Here is a 22314-nt window from a genome sequence, read left to right on the forward strand (position 1 = left end):
TCAGACGATTATCAACGGCCAGTGCACGTAACTCTGCCAGCGTGCTTCCTGCTCCAGCAGTTCAGCACGTAACGGATGTGCTTCCAGCCAGCCAGGCGGCAGCGTCAACGTCAGAGTGTCATCATCGGCCTGCAAACGTACCGCCGGTAATCTGTCATCGCGTCGGCGGCTGGCAAAAATAATCGCCAGGCGTAGCAGGCGAGCCATACGCTCTGCGATGCGCGGGAGTATGGCATTTTGTTGGCTCAGCAGCGGGAGATCGATGTGACCAACCTGATTTTGTAGCAGGGTGGCCAGCAATTTTTTCTGTGCCGGAGTGAAACCTGGCAAATCCAGATGGCGAACCAGATAGGCCGCGTGCTGGGGTGCCTGGCGGAAATCGACGCTCAGCCCAATTTCGTGGATTTGGCAGGCGCTGGCCAATAATTCGCGGCTGCGATCGTCCAGCTTCCAATGCTGGCTGACCTGGCGGGCGAAGCTATCCGCCAGCTGGCGCACCCGCTCTGCCTGTTCCGGATCAACCGCAAAACGGCGCTGCACATCGTGCAGCGTGCGGCTGCGGATATCGCGATCGACCGGCAGATGCAACATGCCGTACAGCAGCCCTTCGCGCAGCGCTCCACCCGCCAGCGTCATGCTGCTGATATTCAGCTCGCTGAAAATGGCAATAAGGATCGACAGGCCACTCGGAAACACCAACGCACGCTCAAGGGTCAACCCCTCAATTTCCAACTCTTCCAGCTTGCCACACTCGATAGCACGCTGTTTCAGCTGTTGCAGTTTGTTCAGCGTAATGCGCTCGTCCATGCCTTGCGCCATCATGATTTCCTGTAGCGCCTGGACAGTACCGGATGCCCCTACGCACACCTGCCAACCCTGGGCTTTTAGCGAGCCGGCTATCGGTCGGATCATCTCGCGTGCGGCCTGTTCGGCCTGTTCGAAATTCACTTTGCCAAGCTGTCGATCGCTAAAATAGCGTTCCAGCCATGTGACGCAGCCCATAGAGAGGCTAAATAACGTGGTGGTTTGCGACCCCTTACCGGTGACCAGTTCGGTACTGCCGCCGCCGATATCGACGACCAGGCGTTTATCAGAACCACCGGTAGTATGGGCTACCCCCTGATAAATCAGGCGCGCTTCTTCTTCGCCACTGATCACGTTTACCGGGCAGCCGAGCAGCGCTTGTGCCTGTGCCAGAAAACTGCCCGCATTGGCGGCGATACGCAGGGTCGCCGTTGCCACCACGCGGATCTGTTCCGGGGGGATATCCTGTAACTGTTCGGAGAACAGCCGCAGACACTGCCAGCCGCGATCCATCGCCTCGGCGGAAAGGTTATTATCCGCATCGAGTCCGGCAGCAAGACGCACCTTCCGCTTGATGCGGGCGACGGTCTGGATGCTGCCAGCCACCTCACGCACCACCAACATATGAAAGCTGTTCGACCCTAAATCGATCGCAGCATAAAGTGATGATGCGCTCCGCATAATGGCTTAACCTGAACGTTTACGGTTAGGGCTACGTGGTGCACTGCTACGGCGGTTGTTATTTCCACCACGGCGTGGGCCATTTCCTGAACGGTTGCGGGTCAGGCGTTTAGGCGGCGGAAGATCAGTCATCAGCGCATCGCTGTTGTAACGGCTGACCGTAATGCTGTGACCAATATACTCTTCGATGGCCGGCAGGTTCAGCGCGTACTCTTCACAGGCGAGACTGATCGAGTGACCGTTAGCGCCCGCACGCCCGGTGCGGCCGATACGATGAACATAATCTTCGCGGTCGTCAGGCAGGTCATAGTTGAACACGTGAGTCACCGCAGGAATATGCAGGCCTCGTGCGGCAACGTCGGTGGCGACAAGGATATCGACATCACCTTTGGTGAAGTCATCAAGGATGCGCAGGCGTTTTTTCTGCGCAACGTCGCCGGTCAGCAGGCCGACGCGATGCCCGTCGGCGGCCAGATGGCCCCAGACGTCTTCACAGCGATGCTTGGTATTGGCGAAAATAATGGTGCGGTCCGGCCACTCTTCTTCGATCAGCGTTTGCAGCAAACGCATTTTTTCTTCGTTAGAAGGATAGAAAAGCTCTTCTTTAATGCGATGCCCGGTTTTCTGGTCCGGTTCGACTTCAACGTACTCGGCATTGTTCATGTTCTCAAAGGCCAGCTCACGCACGCGGAATGACAGGGTGGCAGAGAACAGCATATTCAGGCGCTGATTAGCCGCAGGCATGCGACGGAACAACCAGCGAATATCTTTAATAAAGCCGAGATCAAACATACGGTCAGCTTCGTCGAGTACCACTACCTGGATGGCGCCCAAATTGACGTGATTTTGTTTAGCGTAATCGATTAAACGGCCCGTGGTACCGATCAGCACATCGACACCGTTTTCCAGCACTTTTAGCTGCTTATCGTAACCGTCGCCGCCGTAAGCCAGCCCGAGCTTGAGACCCGTTATCTGCGCAAGCGGCTCGGCGTCTGCATGGATCTGAACCGCCAGTTCACGCGTTGGAGCCAGGATCAGTGCGCGTGGTTGGTTGGTCTGACGACCTTCCGGAGCAGGGTGAGAAAGAAGATGATGAAACGTTGACGTCAGAAACGCCATCGTTTTGCCGGTACCTGTTTGCGCCTGACCTGCTACATCACGCCCGGAGAGCGTAAACGGTAATGCCAGCGCCTGAATAGGCGTGCAATTATGAAACCCTTTAGTTTCAAGGGCTTCAATCACCTGAGGGTGCAGGGCGAAGTCGGAAAACTTCTGTTCTGTTAAGTGTGTTTTGCTCATAGTGTGGTAGAATATCAGCTTACTATTGCTTTACGAAAGCATATCCGGTGAAATAAAAGCAGTGATATAAACTCAGCCTGGTGCCGCTCGATGCGACATCACAAGGTAAAGATAATCTCCTGGAGTAAACATGAGCGATAAAATTGTTCACCTGACCGATGACAGCTTTGAAAACGACGTCCTTAAAGCGGATGGGTTAACGCTGGTCGACTTCTGGGCAGAATGGTGCGGCCCTTGCAAAATGATCGCCCCGATTCTCGACGAAGTGGCTGCTGAATATGAAGGCAAATTGACGATCGCTAAGCTGAACATCGATGAAAACCCGGCAACGGCGCCCAAGTACGGCATTCGCGGTATTCCTACCCTGCTGCTGTTTAAAAATGGTGAAGTTGCTGCGACGAAAGTTGGCGCACTGTCTAAAGGCCAGCTGAAAGAGTTCCTGAACGCGAATCTGGGCTAACCTTGCCCTGCCGGCGCCTTGCGGTTCGAATTTTTCGTTGACCGCTAGACGCCCGGCATTAAGCGTGCTAATTTAAGTCTACTGCACGACGAACTTACCTTTACCTTGTAGTTTTAATCTTTAGAATGACTCCTTTGTTGAACAGCTTATCTATTAAAGTCTTACAAACGTTCAGCAATCTGACGGCTAGTACCAACTGATTTCCGGCTTCCTTTCTACCGTCCCTCGTTTCAGATCTGCATTTTCCTACACGCGATCGTCGAGCGGGCTTCCGAACCAGGAACCGATATAAACAGGCATGGATCTTTCGCCATACCATTCACGACAAACAGTTCAAGATATACCCCGAGTTTAAGAACCCACCATTATGAATCTTACCGAATTAAAAAATACGCCGGTTTCTGACCTGATCACTCTCGGCGAAAATATGGGGCTGGAAAACCTGGCCCGCATGCGCAAACAGGACATTATATTCGCCATCCTCAAGCAGCATGCAAAAAGCGGCGAAGACATCTTCGGCGATGGCGTACTTGAGATATTGCAGGACGGATTTGGTTTCCTCCGCTCTGGAGACAGTTCCTACCTCGCCGGCCCCGATGATATCTACGTTTCCCCCAGCCAAATTCGTCGCTTCAACCTCCGCACTGGTGACACCATCTCTGGCAAGATCCGCCCACCGAAAGAGGGTGAGCGTTATTTTGCGCTGCTGAAGGTTAACGAGGTTAACTATGACAAACCGGAAAATGCACGTAACAAAATCCTGTTTGAAAACTTAACGCCGCTGCATGCCAACTCTCGTCTGCGCATGGAGCGTGGTAACGGTTCGACCGAAGACCTGACCGCCCGCGTACTGGATCTGGCTTCGCCGATCGGTCGTGGTCAGCGTGGTTTGATCGTCGCTCCGCCAAAAGCGGGTAAGACCATGCTGCTGCAAAACATTGCTCAGAGCATTGCTTACAACCATCCTGACTGCGTGCTGATGGTGCTGCTGATTGACGAGCGCCCGGAAGAAGTGACCGAGATGCAGCGTCTGGTAAAAGGTGAAGTTATCGCTTCTACCTTTGATGAACCTGCATCACGCCACGTCCAGGTTGCTGAAATGGTGATCGAGAAAGCCAAGCGTCTGGTCGAGCACAAAAAAGACGTCATCATCCTGCTGGACTCCATTACCCGCTTGGCTCGCGCCTATAACACCGTGGTTCCTGCTTCAGGCAAGGTACTGACCGGTGGTGTGGATGCGAATGCCCTGCACCGTCCAAAACGTTTCTTCGGCGCGGCACGTAACGTGGAAGAGGGCGGTAGCCTGACAATCATCGCTACCGCGCTGGTCGATACCGGCTCGAAGATGGATGAAGTGATTTACGAAGAGTTTAAAGGTACGGGTAACATGGAACTGCATCTGGCGCGCAAAATTGCCGAGAAACGCGTGTTCCCTGCGATTGATTACAATCGCTCCGGTACCCGTAAGGAAGAGTTGCTGACAACATCGGAAGAGCTGCAAAAAATGTGGATCCTACGCAAGATTATTCATCCAATGGGTGAAATTGACGCGATGGAGTTTCTGATTAACAAGTTGGCGATGACCAAAACCAACGATGAGTTCTTCGATATGATGAAACGTTCGTAACCCGGCAACGGTCTGCGAAGTTTCACGGCGATTAAATCGTTACGTCGCACGAACACCATCAATAAACAGTACAAAACTCGGGTAACGCCACGCTAAGTCGTGGCGTTTTTTGTTTTTGGTCTATAGGCTATTCTCAACAAGCCCAATTACACCATAATATACGGCACAGGATGAAAGCCACAGGCAGCATTGATTATGCTGGTCCTGATGAATAGAATCAGAATTAGACGAGTGTGCATGGCATAAATGTTGCCTATAACACATCGTCATTCTTAGCAGAGAGCTGGTTAATGTGAATTTACTCAATGTGAGTACGGAGCTTGCCCTAACTTTTTTATTTTCGTTGGCGTTTCTTTTTTTTGCGCGTAAAGCCGCCAAGAAAATTGGATTGGTGGATAAGCCCAACTATCGCAAGCGTCATCAGGGAGCGATTCCGCTAGTCGGCGGTATTTCAGTATTTGCTGGGAGTTGCTTCGCCTTTACATTGACGGATTTCTATATTCCCCATATCGGGTTGTACATGGTATGTGCAGGCTGTCTGGTTATGGTTGGCGCACTGGATGACCGCTATGATATCAGCGTGAAATTCCGCGCGGTTGTTCAGGCTGCCGTTGCCGTCGTCATGATGATGAAAGCCAAGATTTATTTGCTCAGTCTTGGCTATATCTTTGGCCCTTGGGAGCTTATTGTCGGCCCATTTGGGTATGTTCTGACGCTATTTGCCGTTTGGGCTGCAATCAATGCGTTCAATATGGTTGATGGTATTGACGGGCTGTTGGGTGGGTTGTCCTGCGTGACATTTTTCGCGATGGGCACGATCTTACTGTTTGACGGTCAGAATAGCCTCGCCATGTGGTGTTTCATCATGATTGCCGCCATCATTCCTTATATTTTGTTGAACCTCGGACTGCTGGGCCGCCGTTATAAAGTTTTTATGGGCGATGCGGGCAGTACACTGATTGGCTTTACCATTATCTGGATCCTGCTGGAAACCACTCAGGGCCAGAATCACCCGATAACACCTGTCACGGCGCTGTGGCTGATTGCTATCCCGCTGATGGACATGGTGGCAATTATGTATCGTCGTCTCAGTAAAGGCATGAGCCCTTTCTCCGCAGACCGTCAACATATACACCATCTGATCATGCGTGCTGGCTTTACCTCGCGCCAGGCATTTGTGCTGATCACCGCTGCTGCGGCCCTACTGGCGTTGATTGGTGGGGTTGGGGAATATCTGGTATTCGTGCCTGAGTGGGTGATGCTGGTCCTGTTTTTACTGGCATTTATGCTTTACGGCTACTGTATAAAACGCGCATGGCGCGTGGCGCGCATGATAAAACGCCTGAAGCGCCGATTGCGTAATAACAGTAACGGTAAGAAATCCTCTGCTGACTGAAAGACGCCCGATCAAAAGGAAAATGAAGTATGACCTATCCTGACGCTGCCGATAACGAACTGGATATTCGTGGCCTTTGCTGCGCGCTATGGTGCGGTAAAATTTGGATTATTGCTGGGGGTGCCCTGTTTGCTGTGCTGGCGTGGGTCTATTCACTGCTGGTGACGCCGCAATGGAGTACGACTGCCATCGTCGATCGACCGACGGTGAATGCGTTATCCGGATTTTATTCGCAACAGCAGTTTTTGAACAACCTGGATACGCCTACCGGCAGTGTGAATGTGGTTCCAACCACCGTCATCGATGAGGCGTATCAGGAGTTTGTTATGCAGCTTTTTGCCTGGGATACCAGGCATGACTTCTGGCTACAGTCCAGCTATTACCAGAAGAGGGAGAGCGGTAATGTGCGTCAGGATGCCGCGCTGCTTGACGAACTGATCGCCGATATTCAGCTACAGCCCGCCGACAGCGCAAAAAACATCAATGACACCGTCAAGATAGTGGCGGAAACGGCAGCTGATGCGAATACCCTGTTACGTCAGTATGTGGCGTTCGCCAATCAACGTGCTACAGCTCATCTTAATCAGGAATTGAGTGCTGCCTGGGCCGCACGCAGCATACAGTTAAAAGCTCAGATTAAACGCCAGGAAGAAGTCGCCAAAGCGATTTACGATCGTCAGGTCAACAGCGTGCAGCAGGCTCTGAAAATTGCGCAGCAGCATGGGTTTGAGCAGGCAAAAACGCAAACGCCTTCCGAACAGCTGCCAGACTCGGAACTGTTCCTGCTTGGGCGCTCTCTGCTACAGGCGCGGCTGGAAAATCTGCTGTCCAGCGGCCCGTCTTACGGACTTGATTACGACCAAAACCGGGCGATGATGATGACGCTGAACGTCGGGCCAACGCTGGTGAAATCATTCCAGACCTGGCGTTATTTACGTACCCCGGAAGAACCGGTGAAGCAAGACAGCCCGCGCCGCGCGCTGCTTATGATGATGTGGGGCGCAGTGGGCGTGCTGGTCGGCGCTGGCACGGCGTTGGTTCGCCGTCCCCGTCGTTAAGTCTGTCGCAGACTCGTACAGTTAAACAATTTCGGATGAAGAGAGCAACGGTGAAAGTATTAACGGTTTTTGGCACGCGCCCTGAAGCGATAAAAATGGCACCTCTGGTGCATGCGCTGGCGCAGGATGACGAAATAGAGTCGCGCCTGTGCGTGACTGCGCAGCATCGTGAAATGCTCGATCAGGTGCTGCATTTGTTCTCCATCGTGCCGGATTACGATCTTAATATCATGCAGCCGGGTCAGGGATTGACCGAAATTACCAGCCGTATTCTTGCCGGGCTGAAAACAGTATTTGCTGATTTTACCCCTGATGTGGTGCTGGTTCACGGCGATACCACCACGACGCTGGCTGCCAGTTTGGCCGCTTTCTATCATCGTATTCCGGTTGGCCATGTGGAAGCAGGGCTGCGCACCGGCGATATCTGGTCTCCGTGGCCTGAAGAAGCAAACCGTACGCTGACGGGGCATCTGGCCAGCTATCACTTCACCCCGACCGCCAGCTCGCAGCAAAACCTGCTGCGCGAGAATCTCCCTGCTGAACGTATCTTCGTTACCGGTAATACGGTGATTGATGCGCTGTTTTGGGTGCGCGACCGGGCGTTAAGTGATGATGCATTAAGAAACAGCCTTGCGGCACGTTACCCCTTCCTGTGTGCGGATAAAAAAATGATTTTGGTCACCGGACACCGACGTGAAAGCTTTGGCGATGGTTTTGAACGTATCTGCAACGCGTTGGCCGAGATTGCGCGCCTGCATCCGCAGGTACAAATCGTCTATCCGGTACATCTCAATCCCAACGTGAGTGAGCCGGTCAATCGCATTCTGCACGGAATTGATAACGTCATTCTTATTGAACCGCAGGAATACCTGCCGTTTGTCTGGTTGATGAATCGCGCCTGGCTGATCCTGACTGACTCCGGCGGCATTCAGGAGGAAGCGCCCTCATTGGGCAAACCGGTGCTGGTGATGCGTGACGCCACCGAACGCCCTGAAGCGGTGGCTGCCGGTACGGTTCGCCTCGTTGGCACTGACGGCGCGAAAATCGTCAGTGAAGTGACCCGTCTGCTGACTGATGATGAAGCCTGGCAAGCCATGAGCCGCGCGCATAATCCTTACGGAGATGGGCTGGCCTGCCAGCGAATTGTGCAGGCACTGAAAAAAAATTGGACAACACTATGATCTTCAAAACTATTTCAGTGATCGGGCTGGGCTACATTGGCCTGCCCACCGCTGCGGCTTTTGCCTCCTGTCAAAGGCAGGTTATCGGCATTGATATCAAAGAGCACGCGGTTGCCACCATCAATCGCGGTGAGGTTCATTTCGCCGAACCGGATTTGGATCGTGTGGTGAAAGCGGCGGTAGAGGGCGGTTTCTTACGTGCTGCCACCCAGCCGCAGCCTGCTGATGCCTTTTTGATCGCCGTACCTACGCCATTCAGGGGCGAGCATCACCCGGATATGGCTTATGTCCAGGCGGCAGCTGAGTCCGTTGCGACGGTGCTGAAAAGGGGCGACCTGGTGATCCTTGAGTCTACCTCGCCGGTGGGTTCTACCGAGCAAATGGCGCAATGGATGGCGGCTGCCCGTCCGGATTTGACCTTCCCGCAGCAGGCAGGTGACGCTGCCGATATCCAGGTGGCATATTGCCCGGAACGTGTCCTGCCGGGACGGGTGATGGCTGAACTGCGCAAAAACGATCGGGTGATTGGCGGCATGACCGCCACCTGTTCGCAGCGGGCCAGCGAACTCTACAAACTTTTCGTAGAGGGCGAGTGCGTGGTGACTAACTCGCGTACGGCGGAGATGTGTAAGCTAACCGAAAACAGTTTCCGCGATGTGAATATTGCTTTCGCCAATGAGCTGTCGCTGATTTGTACCGAGCAGGGAATCAACGTCTGGGAATTAATCCGGCTGGCAAATCGCCATCCGCGCGTCAATATCCTGCAGCCGGGGCCTGGCGTTGGCGGTCACTGTATCGCCGTCGACCCGTGGTTTATCGTGGCTCAGAATCCCGATCTGGCGCGCCTGATCCGCACCGCGCGTGAAGTTAACGATGGTAAGCCGCATTGGGTGCTGGAGCAGGTACAGCGGCAGGTTGCCGATTGTCTGATGACAAGCGATCGTCGTGGCAGCGAGCTGAAAATAGCCTGTCTTGGCCTGGCGTTTAAGCCCGATATTGATGATTTACGTGAAAGCCCGGCGGTACAGGTAACCGAAATGATCGCCGCCTGGCATCAGGGGACGACGCTGGTGGTCGAGCCAAACGTACAGCAACTTCCCGCTGCATTGCAGGAAAAAGCTACGTTGGTCACGCTGGACGAGGCGCTGCAACAGGCTGATGTGCTGGTGATGCTGGTCGATCACCGGCAGTTTAAGGCGGTCGATCCGTCTGTACTCACCCAACCGTGGATTGTTGATACTAAAGGGGTCTGGACATGAGGCGTATTCTGGTCACCGGAGGTGCCGGATTTATCGGCTCTGCCGTTGTCCGTCACATCTTATCTTCCACGCAGGATCAGGTTCTGGTGCTGGATAAGCTCAGCTATGCCGGCAATCTGGCCTCTTTAGATCCGGTTGCTGACAACCCGCGTTTCACCTTCAAAAAAGTGGATATCTGCGATCGCGCCGCGCTGGATGCGGCTATTGCGGCTTTTCAGCCTGAGCTTATCATGCATCTCGCGGCAGAAAGCCACGTTGACCGTTCCATTGATGGCCCGCTGGCGTTTGTTGAAACCAATGTTGTTGGCACCTATATGATGCTGGAAGCCGCCAGACATTATTGGGCGTCGCTGCCTGCACCAGAGAGATCGGCTTTCATTTTTCACCATATCTCTACCGATGAAGTTTTTGGCGATCTGGAAAACGAGACTGATTTCTTCACCGAAACCACGCCTTATGCCCCCAGCAGCCCCTATTCTGCGACGAAAGCGAGTAGCGATCATTTAGTGCGTGCCTGGCATCGGACTTATGGCCTGCCGGTGATCGTCACCAACTGCTCCAATAATTACGGGCCGTACCACTTCCCGGAAAAACTGATCCCTTTGATGATTATCAATGCGTTAGCGGGTAAGCCACTGCCGGTTTATGGCGATGGCGGGCAGATCCGCGACTGGCTGTTCGTTGATGACCATGCGCGTGCCCTTTATCGAGTGGTCACCACGGGTAAAGTGGGCGAAACCTATAATATCGGCGGACATAACCAACGGCGTAATATCGACGTTGTGGAAACACTGTGCGCATTGCTGGAAGAGCTGGCACCGGAGAAGCCGCGCGGCTTACTTTATTATCGCGACCTGATTACCCGCGTTGCCGACAGGCCTGGTCACGATCGGCGCTATGCCATTGACGCAGGCAAAATTGAGCGCGAGCTTGGCTGGCGGCCGCAGGAAACCTTTGAAAGCGGTATGCGTAAAACCGTGAGCTGGTTTATTAATAATCCCGGCTGGTGGCAAGGTGTGCTGGATGGCAGCTACCGTGGTGAACGTCTGGGGTTATCCTCAGGACAATGAAGAGAGGTAGAGGATGAAAGGTATCGTTCTTGCCGGTGGTACCGGTACGCGCCTGCACCCGATTACACGGGGGCTGTCCAAGCAGCTGCTGCCCATTTATGACAAACCGATGATCTATTACCCGCTGTCGGTGCTGATGCTGGCGGGTATCCGTGACATTTTAATTATCACCACGCCGGAAGATAAACCGCACTATCAGCGGTTACTCGGTACGGGGCGGGAGTTCGGTATTCGACTTAGCTATGCCGAGCAGGCGACCCCTGATGGTCTGGCGCAGGCATTTATCCTCGGTGAGGCGTTTATCGGCGGCGATAGCTGTTGTCTGGTACTGGGCGATAATATCTTCTTCGGCCAGGGGTTTAGCCCCAAGCTGAAGCAGGCGGTGGAAAATCCTGCGGGTGCGACCGTGTTCGGCTATCAGGTGATGGACCCGGAACGTTTTGGCGTGGTGGAGTTTGACGAAAACTTCCGCGCTCTGTCGCTGGAAGAAAAACCCAGCCAGCCGAAGTCGCGCTGGGCGGTGACGGGCCTCTATTTCTATGACAATCGTGTGGTTGAGTTTGCCAAACGGGTGCGTCCGTCAGCGCGGGGTGAATTAGAAATTACCTCCATTAATCAGATGTACTTGGACTGCGGTGAGCTGAACGTGCAGCTGCTGGGGCGAGGTTTTGCCTGGCTGGATACCGGGACGCATGACAGCCTGATTGAAGCCAGCACCTTTGTGCAGACGGTAGAAAAACGTCAGGGATTCAAGATTGCCTGTTTGGAAGAGATCGGCTGGCGCAACGGCTGGCTGTCGGATGATGAGGTGCGCCGCTCTGCGGCCGCGTTGGCGAAAACCGGCTACGGCCAGTACTTATCTGACTTGCTGCATGTCCGTCCACGCCAGTATTAAGCCCCTTGAGTGGGAAAGCGCCTTTTTTGGTCGCCGCTGTGCACTGCTAGAGCTGAAAGGCGATAGCGTGCTGGATGCGGCACGGCTGAATGACTGGGATCTGGTGCAGGTTAAAGTAATGGCGCAGCAGAGTGCTGAACTGGACGCGTTGAGCGCGCTGGGTTTTCGCCTGGTGGAAGGGGAAGCAGACTGCGTGTTGGGCATTGCTGCGGTTGAGCGCCCGGCCGGTATCCGAATCGCTCGCGTTGAGCATATCCCGCAGCTGCGCCATGCGGCGGCAGAACTCTTCACCTACAGCCGCTTTCGTTCCCCGTGGTTTGCTGTCGGCGACAGTGGGCGCTTTTACGCGCAGTGGATAGAGAATGCCGTGCGCGGCACCTTTGACCACCAGTGTCTGTTGGCGGTGGATGAAAAGGGCGCAATGCAGGGTTTTGTCTCGTTGCGAGAATTACCTGACGGCACGGGGCGTATTGGACTGCTGGCCGTGTTGCCAGAGTCTCAGGGGCTAGGCATCGGGCAGCGGCTAATGAATGCCGCCAATGACTGGTGCCGGGCCCGTCGTCTCACACGACTTCACGTTGCGACACAGTTGGGTAACCTGTCCGCGCTGCGCCTCTATCTGCGCTGCGGGGGCGTCATTGAACGTACCGCCTATTGGCTATACAGGGAAATATGATGATTCCGTTTAACGCCCCACCCGTGGTGGGCACTGAAATAGAATACATGCAGTCAGCCATAAGCAGCGGGAAGCTGTGCGGTGACGGTGGTTTTACCCACCGCTGCCAGCAGTGGATGGAGCAGCGTTTTGGCAGCCATAAAGTGTTGCTGACCCCATCCTGTACCGCTTCGCTGGAAATGGCGGCGATCCTGCTGGATATCCAGCCCGGTGATGAAGTGATTATGCCGAGCTATACCTTCGTCTCTACCGCCAATGCGTTTGTCCTGCGTGGTGCCATCATCGTGTTTGTCGACGTACGCCCAGACACGATGAACATAGATGAAAAGCTGATTGAAGCGGCCATCACAGAAAAAACCAAAGCGATTGTCCCGGTGCATTATGCTGGCGTGGCCTGCGAGATGGACACCATTATGGCGCTGGCGGAAAAGTATCGGTTATGGGTAGTTGAGGATGCTGCACAGGGTGTGATGTCGACCTATAAAGGTCGTGCTCTGGGAACTATTGGTCACATTGGCTGCTTCAGTTTCCATGAAACGAAAAACTATACCGCCGGTGGGGAAGGGGGGGCGACGCTTGTCAATGAGGTTACGCTGGTTGAGCGAGCTGAGATCATCCGCGAGAAAGGCACTAACCGCAGCCAGTTTTTCCGTGGGCAGGTGGATAAGTACACCTGGCGCGATATCGGCTCCAGCTACCTGATGGCCGATTTGCAGGCGGCTTATCTCTGGGCGCAGTTGGACATGGCGGAAGCGGTAAACCAGCAGAGGCTGCGCCTGTGGCAAAATTACCATGATGCACTGCAACCCATTGCCGCACGAGGGCGTATCACGCTTCCCACCCTACCTGCTGATTGCGAGCACAATGCACATATGTTCTGGCTGAAACTGCGCGATGGCTGCGATCGCAGCGCGCTGATTGCCTGGCTGAAAGAAGCGGAAATCCTTGCCGTGTTTCACTATATTCCGCTGCACAGTTCTCCTGCCGGACAGCGTTTTGGTCGCTTCAGCGGTGAGGATCGCTATACGCAGCAGGAGAGCGATCGGCTGCTGCGTCTGCCGCTCTTTTATAATCTCTCCGACAGCGATCAGAAAACGGTGATCGGCTCTTTATTAAGCTATTTCTCCTGATATGTCACTGGCGAGAGCATCAATGTGGACGGCGGCTTCCACGCTGGTAAAAATTGTCGCCGGACTGCTGGTGGTGAAGATGCTGGCGGTCTCTTACGGACCGGCCGGCGTCGGGCAGGCGGGAAATTTCCGTCAGTTGATTACCGTGCTGGGAGTACTGGCCGGGGCGGGTATTTTCAACGGCGTCACTAAATACGTGGCGCAGTATCAGCAGCAGCCCGCGCAGCTGCGTGCGGTTGTCGGTACCGCGTCGTCAATGGTGCTGGGGTTCTCGGTCCTGATGGGGCTGGTCTTTTTAATGTTTGCTGCGCCAATCAGCCGGGCGCTGTTCGGCAACGACCAATATCAGCAGGTGATCCGCATCGTTGCGTTTCTGCAAATGGGGATCGCCTGGGCCAATCTGGCGCTGGCGCTGATGAAGGGCTTTCGCGATGCCGCCGGCAACGCGATTGCCCTGATTGTCGGCAGCCTGATCGGCGTTGCCGCATGGTTTGTCTGCTACTGGCTGGGGGGCTACAGCGGTGCGCTGGTTGGACTGGCGATGGTGCCTGCGCTGGTGGTGGTGCCTGCTTTTGTTTTGCTGGCGCGGCGCGACCGCCTGCCCATGAACTATCTGTTACCCCGCTGGCGGCCGGAGTATGTTCGCAGCTTGGGGAAGTTCACTTTGATGGCGCTTATCACCGCCGTCACGTTGCCAGTGGCCTGGATGATGATGCGTAACCTGCTGGCGCAGCATGCCGGATGGCAGCAGGTGGGACTGTGGCAGGGGGTCAGCAGTATCTCGGATGCCTGGTTGCAATTTATTACCGCGTCTTTCAGCGTCTGGCTGCTGCCCACTCTGGCGCGCCTACAGCATAAGGCGGATCTGACGCGCGAAATCGTTAAGGCTCTGCGCTTCGTGTTACCGCTAGTGGCGGCTGTGGCCTTTGCCGTCTGGCTGCTACGCGATTTTGCCATCTGGCTGCTGTTCTCCAGCGAGTTTCACGCCATGCGCGATCTGTTTGTCTGGCAGCTAATTGGCGATGTGCTCAAAGTGGGCTGTTACGTGTTTGGTTATCTGGTGATCGCCAAAGCCTCACTGCGTTTTTATCTCCTGACGGAAGTGAGCCAGTTTGTACTGCTTAGCGGATTTTCCCGTTGGCTGATCCCGCTGCATGGCGCAACAGGGGCGGCTCAGGCCTACATGGCGACCTATATCGCTTATTTTGCACTCTGTGCTGGCGTTTTTATTATTTATCGTAGAAGAGTATGACCACAGTAATTCACCTTTTAGGCTCAGATATTCCGCACCATAACCAGACGGTGCTGAATTTCTTCAGCCAGACCTTATACGACGAGGTGCCCACGGCGGCGGCGCGTCAGTTTTGGCTGGTCAGTGGGCAGTCAGAACAGATAAATCAGTTTCCCCGGCTGAATATCCGCGTCTTTGCCGATAAATCGGCACTGGCCAGCGCCGTGATTGACGCCGCACGCCAGCAGCGCAAGCTGCGCTTCTTTTGTCACGGCCAGTTCAATTTGCGTCTGTGGCTTGCTCTCCTGTCTGGCAAACTCCGGCGCAACCAGGTTTACTGGCATATCTGGGGAGCCGATCTGTATGAAGATGCGGCAGGGCTGAAATTTCAGCTGTTTTACCTGATGCGGCGGCTGGCGCAAAAACGCGTGGCGCATGTGTTCGCCACGCGCGGCGATATTAACCATTTTCACCAGCGCAACTCGCAGATCCCGGCATCGCTGCTCTATTTTCCTACCCGCCTGGCACAGCATGTCGCGGCCAGCGGGCAGCCGGATGGACCATTGACCATTCTGCTCGGGAATTCGGGAGATGCCAGCAATCGCCATATTCAGGCCCTGCAGGAAATTCATCAGCAGTTTGGCGCGGGGGTTAAGGTGGTCGTGCCGTTGGGATACCCACCCAATAATGAAACCTACATCCAGCGCGTGCGTGAAACCGCTGACGATTTGTTTGCGCCAGGAGACGTGCAGCTACTGACGGAAAAGCTGGCATTCAGTGATTACTTACAGCTGCTCAGCCGTTGCCATCTGGGCTACTTTATTTTTCAACGTCAGCAGGGCATTGGCACGCTCTGCCTGCTGATGCAGGCGAATGTGCCTTTTGTACTCAGTCGCAAAAATCCTTTCTGGCAGGATTTGGTCGAACAACAGGTGCCGGTGCTGTTTAATAGTGACCGACTGGATACGGCAACGATAAATGAGGCCCGGCGCCAGATGCAGCAGGTCGATAAAAAACAGGTCGCCTTTTTCGAACCGAGCTATCTGGCGGGCTGGCGGCAGGCATTGCATCTGGTAGAAGGAGATAACGCATGACGTTATTACAGTTCGCTGGCTTGCTGCTGGTCTGGCTGGTGTGCTGCGGCTTTATCCTTACGCTGACCTGGCGTGAATTCCGTCGTGTACGCTTTAACTTTAACGTGTTCTTTTCGATGCTGTTCTTGCTGACGTTCTTCTTCGGCTTTCCACTGACGTGCACGTTGGTCTTTGGCTTTGATGTCGAGGTGGTTCCGGCGGAGTATCTGTTGCAGGCGCTGCTTTCGGCAGGCTGTTTTTACGCTATCTACTACGTCACCTACAAAACCCGTCTGCGAAAACGCCATCGCGCTCCGTCTCGTCCGGCATTTACCATTAATCGCATTGAGGCGCACCTGAGCTGGATGATCATGGCGCTGGTGGCCTTAGTCACCGTGAGTGTGTTCTTCCTGCACAATGGCTTCCTACTGTTTAAGCTGCAAAAATACAGTCAAATCTTCTCGGCTGACGTCTCCGGCGTGGCGCTGAAACGCTTTTTCTATTTCTTCATTCCGGCCATGCTGGTGGTCTATTTTCTCCAGCAGAATATGCGCAGCTGGCTGCTGTTCCTGGTCGGCACCGTGGGGTTTGGCCTGTTAACCTATGCCATCGTCGGCGGTACGCGCGCCAATATTATTATCGCCTTCGCTCTGTTTTTGTTTATTGGCATTATTCGTGGCTGGATAACACTCTGGATGCTGGCTTTAGCCGGCGTCGGGGCGATTGTCGCCATGTTCTGGCTGGCGCTGAAGCGCTATAACCTTGACGTTAGCGGTTCGCAGGCATTTTACACCTTCCTCTATCTGACGCGGGATACCTTCTCGCCGTGGGAAAACCTGGGCCTGCTGCTGCAAAACTACGACAAGATTGATTTCCAGGGCCTGGCACCGATCTGGCGTGATTTCTATGTGTTTATCCCAAGCTGGCTATGGCATGGAAGACCTTCTGTGGTTCTCAATAGTGCTAATTACTTTACCTGGGATGTGCTGGATAACCATTCTGGCCTGGCTATCTCTCCCACGCTGATCGGTTCGTTAGTGGTCATGGGCGGCGCGCTGTTTATTATGCTGGGAGCCGTCATGGTGGGACTGATTATCAAATGGTTCGACTGGCTGTATGAAAAAGGTCGTCAGGAACAGAACCGCTATAAAGCGGCTATCCTGCAAAGTTTTTGCTTCGGCGCGGTCTTTAATATGATTGTGCTGGCGCGTGAGGGTTTAGATGCGTTTGCTTCTCGCGTGGTCTTTTTCTGCGTTATTTTTGCTGCCTGTGTGCTGGTGGCTAAACTGCTTTATTGGTTGCTCGACAGTGCCGGACTGGTGCGCTCTCGGCCCAGTCTTAAACACTGCTTTGTAGGGAATGAATCATGAGTGCCTCTGCCATCGTGCCGCAGTATCAGATACGTGGTCTAACCCTGTCAGGCTTTGCCGATATGGCGCAGTTTGTGGATTACCTCAATCAGCAGGGAGAGTTGAAAAAAGGCACGCTGGTGGCCATCAATGCGGAGAAAGTGTTGACCGCTGAAGCCAATCCTGCGGTTTATCAACTGCTGAATGAGGCAGAGTACAAATATGCCGACGGCATCAGCATCGTGCGTTCCATCCGTAAAAAGTATCCGCAGGCCAAGGTATCGCGTATTGCCGGTGCCGATTTGTGGGAGGCTCTGATGGAGCGCGCCGGACATGAAGGCACGCCGGTGTTTCTGGTGGGAGGTCGGCCTGAGATCCTCGCCAAGACGGCAGATAAGCTCAGTACGCAGTGGAATGTCAATATTGTCGGTTCACAGGATGGCTTTTTCACGCCGGACGAACGTGAGGCGCTGTTTGCGCGCATCAAGGCCAGCGGTGCGCGGCTTATTACTGTTGCTATGGGGTCTCCGCGTCAGGAGATGCTGATGCAGGCTTGTAAGGCCGTTTATCCTGATGCGCTATATATGGGGGTGGGGGGAACCTACGATGTGTTCACCGGGCAGGTGAAGCGTGCGCCCAGGATTTGGCAAAAGATGGGGCTGGAATGGCTTTATCGCCTGATTTTGCAGCCTTCACGCCTCAAACGTCAGCTTGGTCTACTGAAATACCTCAACTATCACTGGCGTGGAGACCTTTGACCGGCGGTGTATTTGTTCACTCCACGGCGTATAAGCGCTGTTTTCGCAGCAAAAAGCACAAAAAACGCTGCGACTTTAGACGGAATGCACAAAGCGTAAGCAAACGCGTTTTTTTGTGAAAAAAGCACTGGACAGGTAGGGCTCTCGCCCGTAGTATGCACATCCGCAACGGCGCTACGCGCCCGTAGCTCAGCTGGATAGAGCGCTGCCCTCCGGAGGCAGAGGTCTCAGGTTCGAATCCTGTCGGGCGCGCCATTAATTTTGTGCGCAAGAGCTGCGGTGGTAACACTTACCGCGTTAGTAAGAAGTAAGGTTGTTCTGGTAGTAGTGGTGGCTATAGCTCAGTTGGTAGAGCCCTGGATTGTGATTCCAGTTGTCGTGGGTTCGAGTCCCATTAGCCACCCCAGATTTTGTAGTATGCGAAGGTGGCGGAATTGGTAGACGCGCTAGCTTCAGGTGTTAGTGTCTTAACGGACGTGAGGGTTCAAGTCCCTCTCTTCGCACCACAAAATCGTCAGCAGTAAATGCAGTTTTCGGCGAGTAGCGCAGCTTGGTAGCGCAACTGGTTTGGGACCAGTGGGTCGGAGGTTCGAATCCTCTCTCGCCGACCAATTTTAACAATCTGCTTGTAAAGCAGGTTGTGTGCACCACAAGGTTGCAGGATGAGAACCTCCGAAGGAGGTTTGAGCCGAGCGAAGTGAGACAACGTTGCTTTAGCAACGGCCCGCAGGGCGGCTCAACGAGCCGTAATCCTCTCTCGCCGACCAATTTTAAAAACCTGCTAAGGCGGGTTTTTTGCTTAAACCCTAAGGGTTTTGGCGAATAAAAAGAAAAGTAGTGGCAATAAAGAAGTATTCGGCGAGTAGCGCAGCTTGGTAGCGCAACTGGTTTGGGACCAGTGGGTCGGAGGTTCGAATCCTCTCTCGCCGACCAATTTAGAAACCTGCTTGAAAAAGCAGGTTTTTTTTCGCCTGAAGCCAACAGGATGAGAACCTCCGAAGGAGGTTTGAGCCGAGCGAAGCGAGACAACGTTGCTTTAGCAACGGCCCGAAGGGCGGCTCAACGAGCCGTAATCCTCTCTCGCCGACCAATTTAGAAACCTGCTTGAAAAAGCAGGTTTTTTTTCGCCTGAAGCCAACAGGATGAGAACCTCCGAAGGAGGTTTGAGCCTGCTGATTATATGCACGGGATCATGTCACAAACAAATCAAGTTTGGTTGATGCTATAACGAAAAGTGCCAGACTTTCCCCTTGTTGACAGATACAAGCAGCATTGTTCCTGAAAGCGACTACCCATCGCCCCGGAACAGAAAAAACCGGCTTATAAGGCCGGTTTTTTTATCTCTGCTTAAAGTGTTTTTGCGCCAAAATCTCCATTTGAACAAGGCATAGGTCATGGTGGCGACCAATAAGCCGTTGGCACGAATTGTCGCTGTTCGAAGACGTATAATCCCCTGTTTTATAAGTGATTGATTTAATCATTCGCGATTTGTCTTTCACTGGCGACGTTTACGCCACCGCTCCGTTCTCTGCTGGCTTCAGTCAATTTAGTCAGTAGTGAGCATTTGAAAGAAATAATCTTAAAAATCAGAAGAGTATAAGTTTTTACGGTGCCGTTGCCATTTTGGCATGCAGTGTGCAAGAATGACTGCGTAGATGCTCATTCCACCTCCTATGTTTGCGTAAGCTTCATAAACCTGGGAATGACGCAGAGCCACTTTATGGTACCTGTTGCCCAACAGCCAATATCGCTCCGGCCTTATTGGATCTCGGGCACCACGTTGAGTCGGGTACCAATCGGTTGTCTTACCGACCTGATATTTATACCTGCCGATCGGCAGGTTTTTTTTTCCTGTCTGTTTATCGCTACCTTATCGTTGGCTTGTACATTTGCGGGCATAAAAAAGCCGGGCTGTGTGCCCGGCATGATGAAATCCTGGATGATTCAGGGATTGTTTTTTAGTGTCAACAGCAGGCCGTCGCGACGCATGGTTGCGGCCTCTTCCGTCTTATGCTGACGGTCAAGCGTATCGGCCAGCCACGCATAGTCGAAGGCGTCCGGGCGCTGTTGCAGTGCGGCCCTGAACGCTTCGCTTGCCTGCTCCCACTCGCCGTGTTTCATCAGCAGCTGGCCCAGCGTACTGTGTAGCAGCGGTGTGGCGCCGTGTTGCTTGATCTGTTGGCGTAACGTTTTTTCCAGCTGTTCCGGATTACCGGTTTTCAGACGGGGCATCAGCAGCACCAGACGCTCATCATAGTGACGTTTCAGACCTTCCAGCACAATTTTCTGCGCGGTATCGTGATCGTCACAGACGATAAGATGGTCAGCCATCGCCACCTGTAGCGCGGTTTCATGGCGAGTTTTGCGACTTTGATTTTGCCACCAGCGTTTCAGACCATCGCTGCCCTGATCGGCCATTGCCTGATTCATCAGGCCAAGCCAGGACTGTTGTTGCAGCTCGATACGATGATTTGCATCGCCTAACTGAATTTTCTCCATAGCGGGCAGAATGTTCAGCAGCGCACCCCAAGCCTGAGTGCGTATGTAAGCCTGTTCCGCCAGACGCAACACTTCAGGATGGCGCGGCGCGATTTCCAACAGGCGGTCGATACCATGACGTGCCGCATGATCTTCATTACGTGCCAGCTGAATACGCACACGGGTGATCTCAACCGGCAGTGGGTCGCCATCATTGAGTTCGCTGGCGCGTTCCATGTGCTGGTTGGCGCGCTTCTCGTCACCGCGCTGCTGCGCTGCTTCAGCGGCCAGCAGGTAGTTGACCATTGGCTGTTCGGCATGGTCGGCATGATGTGACAGCAGCTTTTCAACCTGCTTGTAATCGCCTTCCGCGAGCTTTATCAGCGCGGCATTAGTCTGCTTGTGTGCACGACGCCTTTTGCGGCCGGTAAACCAGCCACGGGTACGGGCACCGGTACGAAATACCCGGCGCAGCAGCCACTCAATGGCCAGAATAACAACCAGGGACAGCAACAGGATGATAACCAGACCTGTGACACTGGTTTCAATATTCCAGTTATCGGTCTGAATCAGCACATAACCCTGGTGCCCGGCTATCATCGGCCCTACGACGACACCGGCAATCAACAGCAGAAATAACAGCAGAACTTTTAACATGATTATTCTCCCTGTTTCGGCTGCGGAACCGCTGTAGCGGAAGGTTGTGCAAGGAGATTGCGCACGCGAGTCTGCGTCAGTTTATCGATAACGGGCTGGCTGAGTAATGTTTCCGGCACATCCATTGAGATACTCTGCTCGCTCAAACTATCTAACTGGCTAAGATAAGCCTTGGTATTCGCGTCGCTGGTATCGTACCAGGCACGTATCCATGCGGAAACGGTGTCGATCGACTGTTTATAGATTTCGTCCTGATGACGAGGAACTGCCTGAGCCGCAATCAGCAGACGTGAACGGATATTCTCGCGCAGATAAACATCCTGATTCGGTGCCAGCAGGGGTTCAGCGGTGGCATCACGGCGGCGAACGGTGATGAAATCATCCATAAAGTTATGCCAGCTTTTCACCAGATTCTGACGCCATTCACGCAGTGAGGAAGAGAGCGCACCGCTGTCGGCATCCATCGGCTCGTCATCGCTGTTGTTATCGGCAAGACGCAGATTATCGATGCTGTTAGACAGCTGATTCAGCTTGAGAATGACGCCGTCATAATCCACCTGGCTAAGAGCGGAAAGCGTGCTGATATCCTGGGCAAGCGCACGGCGTGCGCCGATAAGGCTGGGATCATTCATATCCGCCAGGCTGGCATCGGCACTTTTCAGCAGGGCGGCAGCGCTGGTGACATCGCGGTCGTTCCAAAGTTTGCGTCCGGCCATTTTGACCAGATAGTCTGCCTGGGACAACATCCAGGTTTGGGCATCACTGCCTGAAATAGTGGCGACTTTTTGTTTCAGCTCGTCCAGCTGCTGGTTCAGGGCGGTCTGCTGCTGTCGTGACGTATCCAGCGCGCTGGTTTGCACTGTCAGCTTATCAACCAACGATTGTTTATCGTTCGCGGATTGCTGTTGCAGCTCAGAGAGCTGTGCTGCCAGTGTTTGATTGGTGACGGCCTGAAGTTGCGCCTGATGTTTTCCATACATATAGAGACCCGCGCCTACCGCCAGAGCAATAGCGATAGCGACTGCGCCGAGCACCTTTCCGCTACGTCCAGCTTGCGACGGCGGCTGTGGTTCAGAAGCGGAGGTTTCAACCGCTGGGGTGGTCTCTTCAACCATGGCGGAGGAATCTTTGTGTTCCGTCATAATGGCTCATCCCATTTTTAAGTGATAAAGCCTTAATCTTTCGCATTGCAGGCGTAATGACTGCCTTCCTGTCACGCGAAGTCTTTAAGG

General features: G+C 53.9%; 18 protein-coding genes, 5 tRNA genes and 2 other RNA genes. 21 read left to right on the forward strand and 4 right to left on the reverse strand.

Features of this window, described 5'->3' with window-relative positions:
• Both ppx and rhlB read right to left on the reverse strand, forming a co-directional pair.
• On the reverse strand, positions 1 to 1485 hold the full coding sequence (gene ppx, locus EPIR_RS01010) for an exopolyphosphatase (RefSeq protein ID WP_023653426.1): 1485 nt from the start codon (positions 1483 to 1485) through the stop codon (positions 1 to 3).
• 6 nt (positions 1486 to 1491) lie between these two features.
• Complete coding sequence (gene rhlB / locus EPIR_RS01015) at positions 1492 to 2784, reverse strand: ATP-dependent RNA helicase RhlB (RefSeq protein WP_023653427.1); 1293 nt, start codon at positions 2782 to 2784, stop codon at positions 1492 to 1494.
• Positions 2785 to 2914: 130 nt separating this feature from the next.
• Here rhlB and trxA point away from each other — a divergent pair, with 130 nt between their 5' ends.
• From trxA to EPIR_RS17910, 21 genes are all read left to right on the forward strand, one after another.
• Positions 2915 to 3244, forward strand: a complete 330-nt coding sequence (gene trxA, locus EPIR_RS01020) for a thioredoxin TrxA (RefSeq protein WP_012439961.1) — start codon at positions 2915 to 2917, stop codon at positions 3242 to 3244.
• A gap of 367 nt (positions 3245 to 3611) precedes the next feature.
• Positions 3612 to 4871, forward strand: a complete 1260-nt coding sequence (rho, locus tag EPIR_RS01025) for a transcription termination factor Rho (RefSeq protein ID WP_004154908.1) — start codon at positions 3612 to 3614, stop codon at positions 4869 to 4871.
• 292 nt (positions 4872 to 5163) lie between these two features.
• Positions 5164 to 6267 carry a UDP-N-acetylglucosamine--undecaprenyl-phosphate N-acetylglucosaminephosphotransferase gene (gene wecA / locus EPIR_RS01030; RefSeq protein ID WP_048696637.1) on the forward strand — a complete coding sequence of 368 codons (1104 nt, stop codon included), beginning with the start codon at positions 5164 to 5166 and terminating at the stop codon, positions 6265 to 6267.
• 29 nt (positions 6268 to 6296) lie between these two features.
• Complete coding sequence (gene wzzE / locus EPIR_RS01035) at positions 6297 to 7325, forward strand: ECA polysaccharide chain length modulation protein (protein ID WP_023653429.1); 1029 nt, start codon at positions 6297 to 6299, stop codon at positions 7323 to 7325.
• 50 nt (positions 7326 to 7375) lie between these two features.
• The gene (gene wecB / locus EPIR_RS01040) at positions 7376 to 8506 is read left to right on the forward strand and encodes a non-hydrolyzing UDP-N-acetylglucosamine 2-epimerase (RefSeq protein WP_048696640.1); all 1131 of its coding nucleotides are present in this window, start codon (positions 7376 to 7378) and stop codon (positions 8504 to 8506) included.
• On the forward strand, positions 8503 to 9765 hold the full coding sequence (gene wecC / locus EPIR_RS01045) for a UDP-N-acetyl-D-mannosamine dehydrogenase (RefSeq protein WP_023653431.1): 1263 nt from the start codon (positions 8503 to 8505) through the stop codon (positions 9763 to 9765). Before wecB ends, wecC begins: the two co-directional genes overlap by 4 nt.
• Positions 9762 to 10835, forward strand: coding sequence for a dTDP-glucose 4,6-dehydratase (gene rfbB / locus EPIR_RS01050; RefSeq protein ID WP_023653432.1), 1074 nt, complete (start codon positions 9762 to 9764; stop codon positions 10833 to 10835). Before wecC ends, rfbB begins: the two co-directional genes overlap by 4 nt.
• A gap of 13 nt (positions 10836 to 10848) precedes the next feature.
• The gene (gene rfbA, locus EPIR_RS01055; protein WP_023653433.1) at positions 10849 to 11730 is read left to right on the forward strand and encodes a glucose-1-phosphate thymidylyltransferase RfbA; all 882 of its coding nucleotides are present in this window, start codon (positions 10849 to 10851) and stop codon (positions 11728 to 11730) included.
• The gene (gene rffC, locus EPIR_RS01060) at positions 11708 to 12406 is read left to right on the forward strand and encodes a dTDP-4-amino-4,6-dideoxy-D-galactose acyltransferase (RefSeq protein WP_048696644.1); all 699 of its coding nucleotides are present in this window, start codon (positions 11708 to 11710) and stop codon (positions 12404 to 12406) included. The genes rfbA and rffC overlap by 23 nt, the downstream gene beginning before the upstream one ends.
• Positions 12406 to 13536 (forward strand): dTDP-4-amino-4,6-dideoxygalactose transaminase, encoded by a 1131-nt coding sequence (rffA, locus tag EPIR_RS01065; protein WP_023653435.1) that lies wholly within the window; start codon positions 12406 to 12408, stop codon positions 13534 to 13536. The genes rffC and rffA overlap by 1 nt, the downstream gene beginning before the upstream one ends.
• Before the next feature lies 1 nt (position 13537).
• Entirely contained in the window at positions 13538 to 14788 is a 1251-nt protein-coding gene (wzxE, locus tag EPIR_RS01070; protein ID WP_023653436.1) for a lipid III flippase WzxE, read from the forward strand.
• Entirely contained in the window at positions 14785 to 15861 is a 1077-nt protein-coding gene (locus tag EPIR_RS01075) for a TDP-N-acetylfucosamine:lipid II N-acetylfucosaminyltransferase (RefSeq protein ID WP_023653437.1), read from the forward strand. Before wzxE ends, EPIR_RS01075 begins: the two co-directional genes overlap by 4 nt.
• The gene (gene wzyE, locus EPIR_RS01080; protein WP_023653438.1) at positions 15858 to 17210 is read left to right on the forward strand and encodes an ECA oligosaccharide polymerase; all 1353 of its coding nucleotides are present in this window, start codon (positions 15858 to 15860) and stop codon (positions 17208 to 17210) included. The genes EPIR_RS01075 and wzyE overlap by 4 nt, the downstream gene beginning before the upstream one ends.
• Positions 17207 to 17947: a lipopolysaccharide N-acetylmannosaminouronosyltransferase gene (gene wecG / locus EPIR_RS01085; protein ID WP_023653439.1), complete on the forward strand. Its 741-nt coding sequence runs from the start codon at positions 17207 to 17209 to the stop codon at positions 17945 to 17947. Before wzyE ends, wecG begins: the two co-directional genes overlap by 4 nt.
• 178 nt (positions 17948 to 18125) lie before the next feature.
• Positions 18126 to 18202, forward strand: a tRNA-Arg gene (locus EPIR_RS01090).
• 75 nt (positions 18203 to 18277) lie between these two features.
• Positions 18278 to 18353, forward strand: a tRNA-His gene (locus EPIR_RS01095).
• 13 nt (positions 18354 to 18366) lie between these two features.
• Positions 18367 to 18453, forward strand: a tRNA-Leu gene (locus EPIR_RS01100).
• Between the two features lie 28 nt (positions 18454 to 18481).
• Positions 18482 to 18558: transfer RNA gene (locus tag EPIR_RS01105), tRNA-Pro, on the forward strand.
• 30 nt (positions 18559 to 18588) lie between these two features.
• Positions 18589 to 18714, forward strand: a non-coding RNA gene (locus tag EPIR_RS17905) — RtT sRNA.
• Positions 18715 to 18803: 89 nt separating this feature from the next.
• Positions 18804 to 18880 (forward strand) — tRNA-Pro (locus tag EPIR_RS01110).
• Positions 18881 to 18911: 31 nt separating this feature from the next.
• Positions 18912 to 19037, forward strand: a non-coding RNA gene (locus EPIR_RS17910) — RtT sRNA.
• Between the two features lie 854 nt (positions 19038 to 19891).
• Here EPIR_RS17910 and hemY read toward each other — a convergent pair.
• Positions 19892 to 21082 (reverse strand): protoheme IX biogenesis protein HemY, encoded by a 1191-nt coding sequence (gene hemY / locus EPIR_RS01115; RefSeq protein ID WP_023653441.1) that lies wholly within the window; start codon positions 21080 to 21082, stop codon positions 19892 to 19894.
• 2 nt (positions 21083 to 21084) lie between these two features.
• Positions 21085 to 22224 (reverse strand): uroporphyrinogen-III C-methyltransferase, encoded by a 1140-nt coding sequence (gene hemX / locus EPIR_RS01120; protein ID WP_023653442.1) that lies wholly within the window; start codon positions 22222 to 22224, stop codon positions 21085 to 21087.
• Between the last annotated feature and the right edge of the window lie 90 nt (positions 22225 to 22314).

The organism is Erwinia piriflorinigrans CFBP 5888 (assembly GCF_001050515.1).
GTDB lineage: Bacteria > Pseudomonadota > Gammaproteobacteria > Enterobacterales > Enterobacteriaceae > Erwinia > Erwinia piriflorinigrans.

Coding starts and splice junctions, on each gene's coding strand:
- ppx (WP_023653426.1), bottom strand. CDS start 1,485: ATGCGGAGCGCATCATCACTTTATGCTGCGATCGATTTAGGGTCGAAC.
- rhlB (WP_023653427.1), bottom strand. CDS start 2,784: ATGAGCAAAACACACTTAACAGAACAGAAGTTTTCCGACTTCGCCCTG.
- trxA (WP_012439961.1), top strand. CDS start 2,915: ATGAGCGATAAAATTGTTCACCTGACCGATGACAGCTTTGAAAACGAC.
- rho (WP_004154908.1), top strand. CDS start 3,612: ATGAATCTTACCGAATTAAAAAATACGCCGGTTTCTGACCTGATCACT.
- wzzE (WP_023653429.1), top strand. CDS start 6,297: ATGACCTATCCTGACGCTGCCGATAACGAACTGGATATTCGTGGCCTT.
- wecC (WP_023653431.1), top strand. CDS start 8,503: ATGATCTTCAAAACTATTTCAGTGATCGGGCTGGGCTACATTGGCCTG.
- rfbB (WP_023653432.1), top strand. CDS start 9,762: ATGAGGCGTATTCTGGTCACCGGAGGTGCCGGATTTATCGGCTCTGCC.
- rfbA (WP_023653433.1), top strand. CDS start 10,849: ATGAAAGGTATCGTTCTTGCCGGTGGTACCGGTACGCGCCTGCACCCG.
- rffC (WP_048696644.1), top strand. CDS start 11,708: ATGTCCGTCCACGCCAGTATTAAGCCCCTTGAGTGGGAAAGCGCCTTT.
- rffA (WP_023653435.1), top strand. CDS start 12,406: ATGATTCCGTTTAACGCCCCACCCGTGGTGGGCACTGAAATAGAATAC.
- wzxE (WP_023653436.1), top strand. CDS start 13,538: ATGTCACTGGCGAGAGCATCAATGTGGACGGCGGCTTCCACGCTGGTA.
- EPIR_RS01075 (WP_023653437.1), top strand. CDS start 14,785: ATGACCACAGTAATTCACCTTTTAGGCTCAGATATTCCGCACCATAAC.
- wzyE (WP_023653438.1), top strand. CDS start 15,858: ATGACGTTATTACAGTTCGCTGGCTTGCTGCTGGTCTGGCTGGTGTGC.
- wecG (WP_023653439.1), top strand. CDS start 17,207: ATGAGTGCCTCTGCCATCGTGCCGCAGTATCAGATACGTGGTCTAACC.
- hemY (WP_023653441.1), bottom strand. CDS start 21,082: ATGTTAAAAGTTCTGCTGTTATTTCTGCTGTTGATTGCCGGTGTCGTC.
- hemX (WP_023653442.1), bottom strand. CDS start 22,224: ATGACGGAACACAAAGATTCCTCCGCCATGGTTGAAGAGACCACCCCA.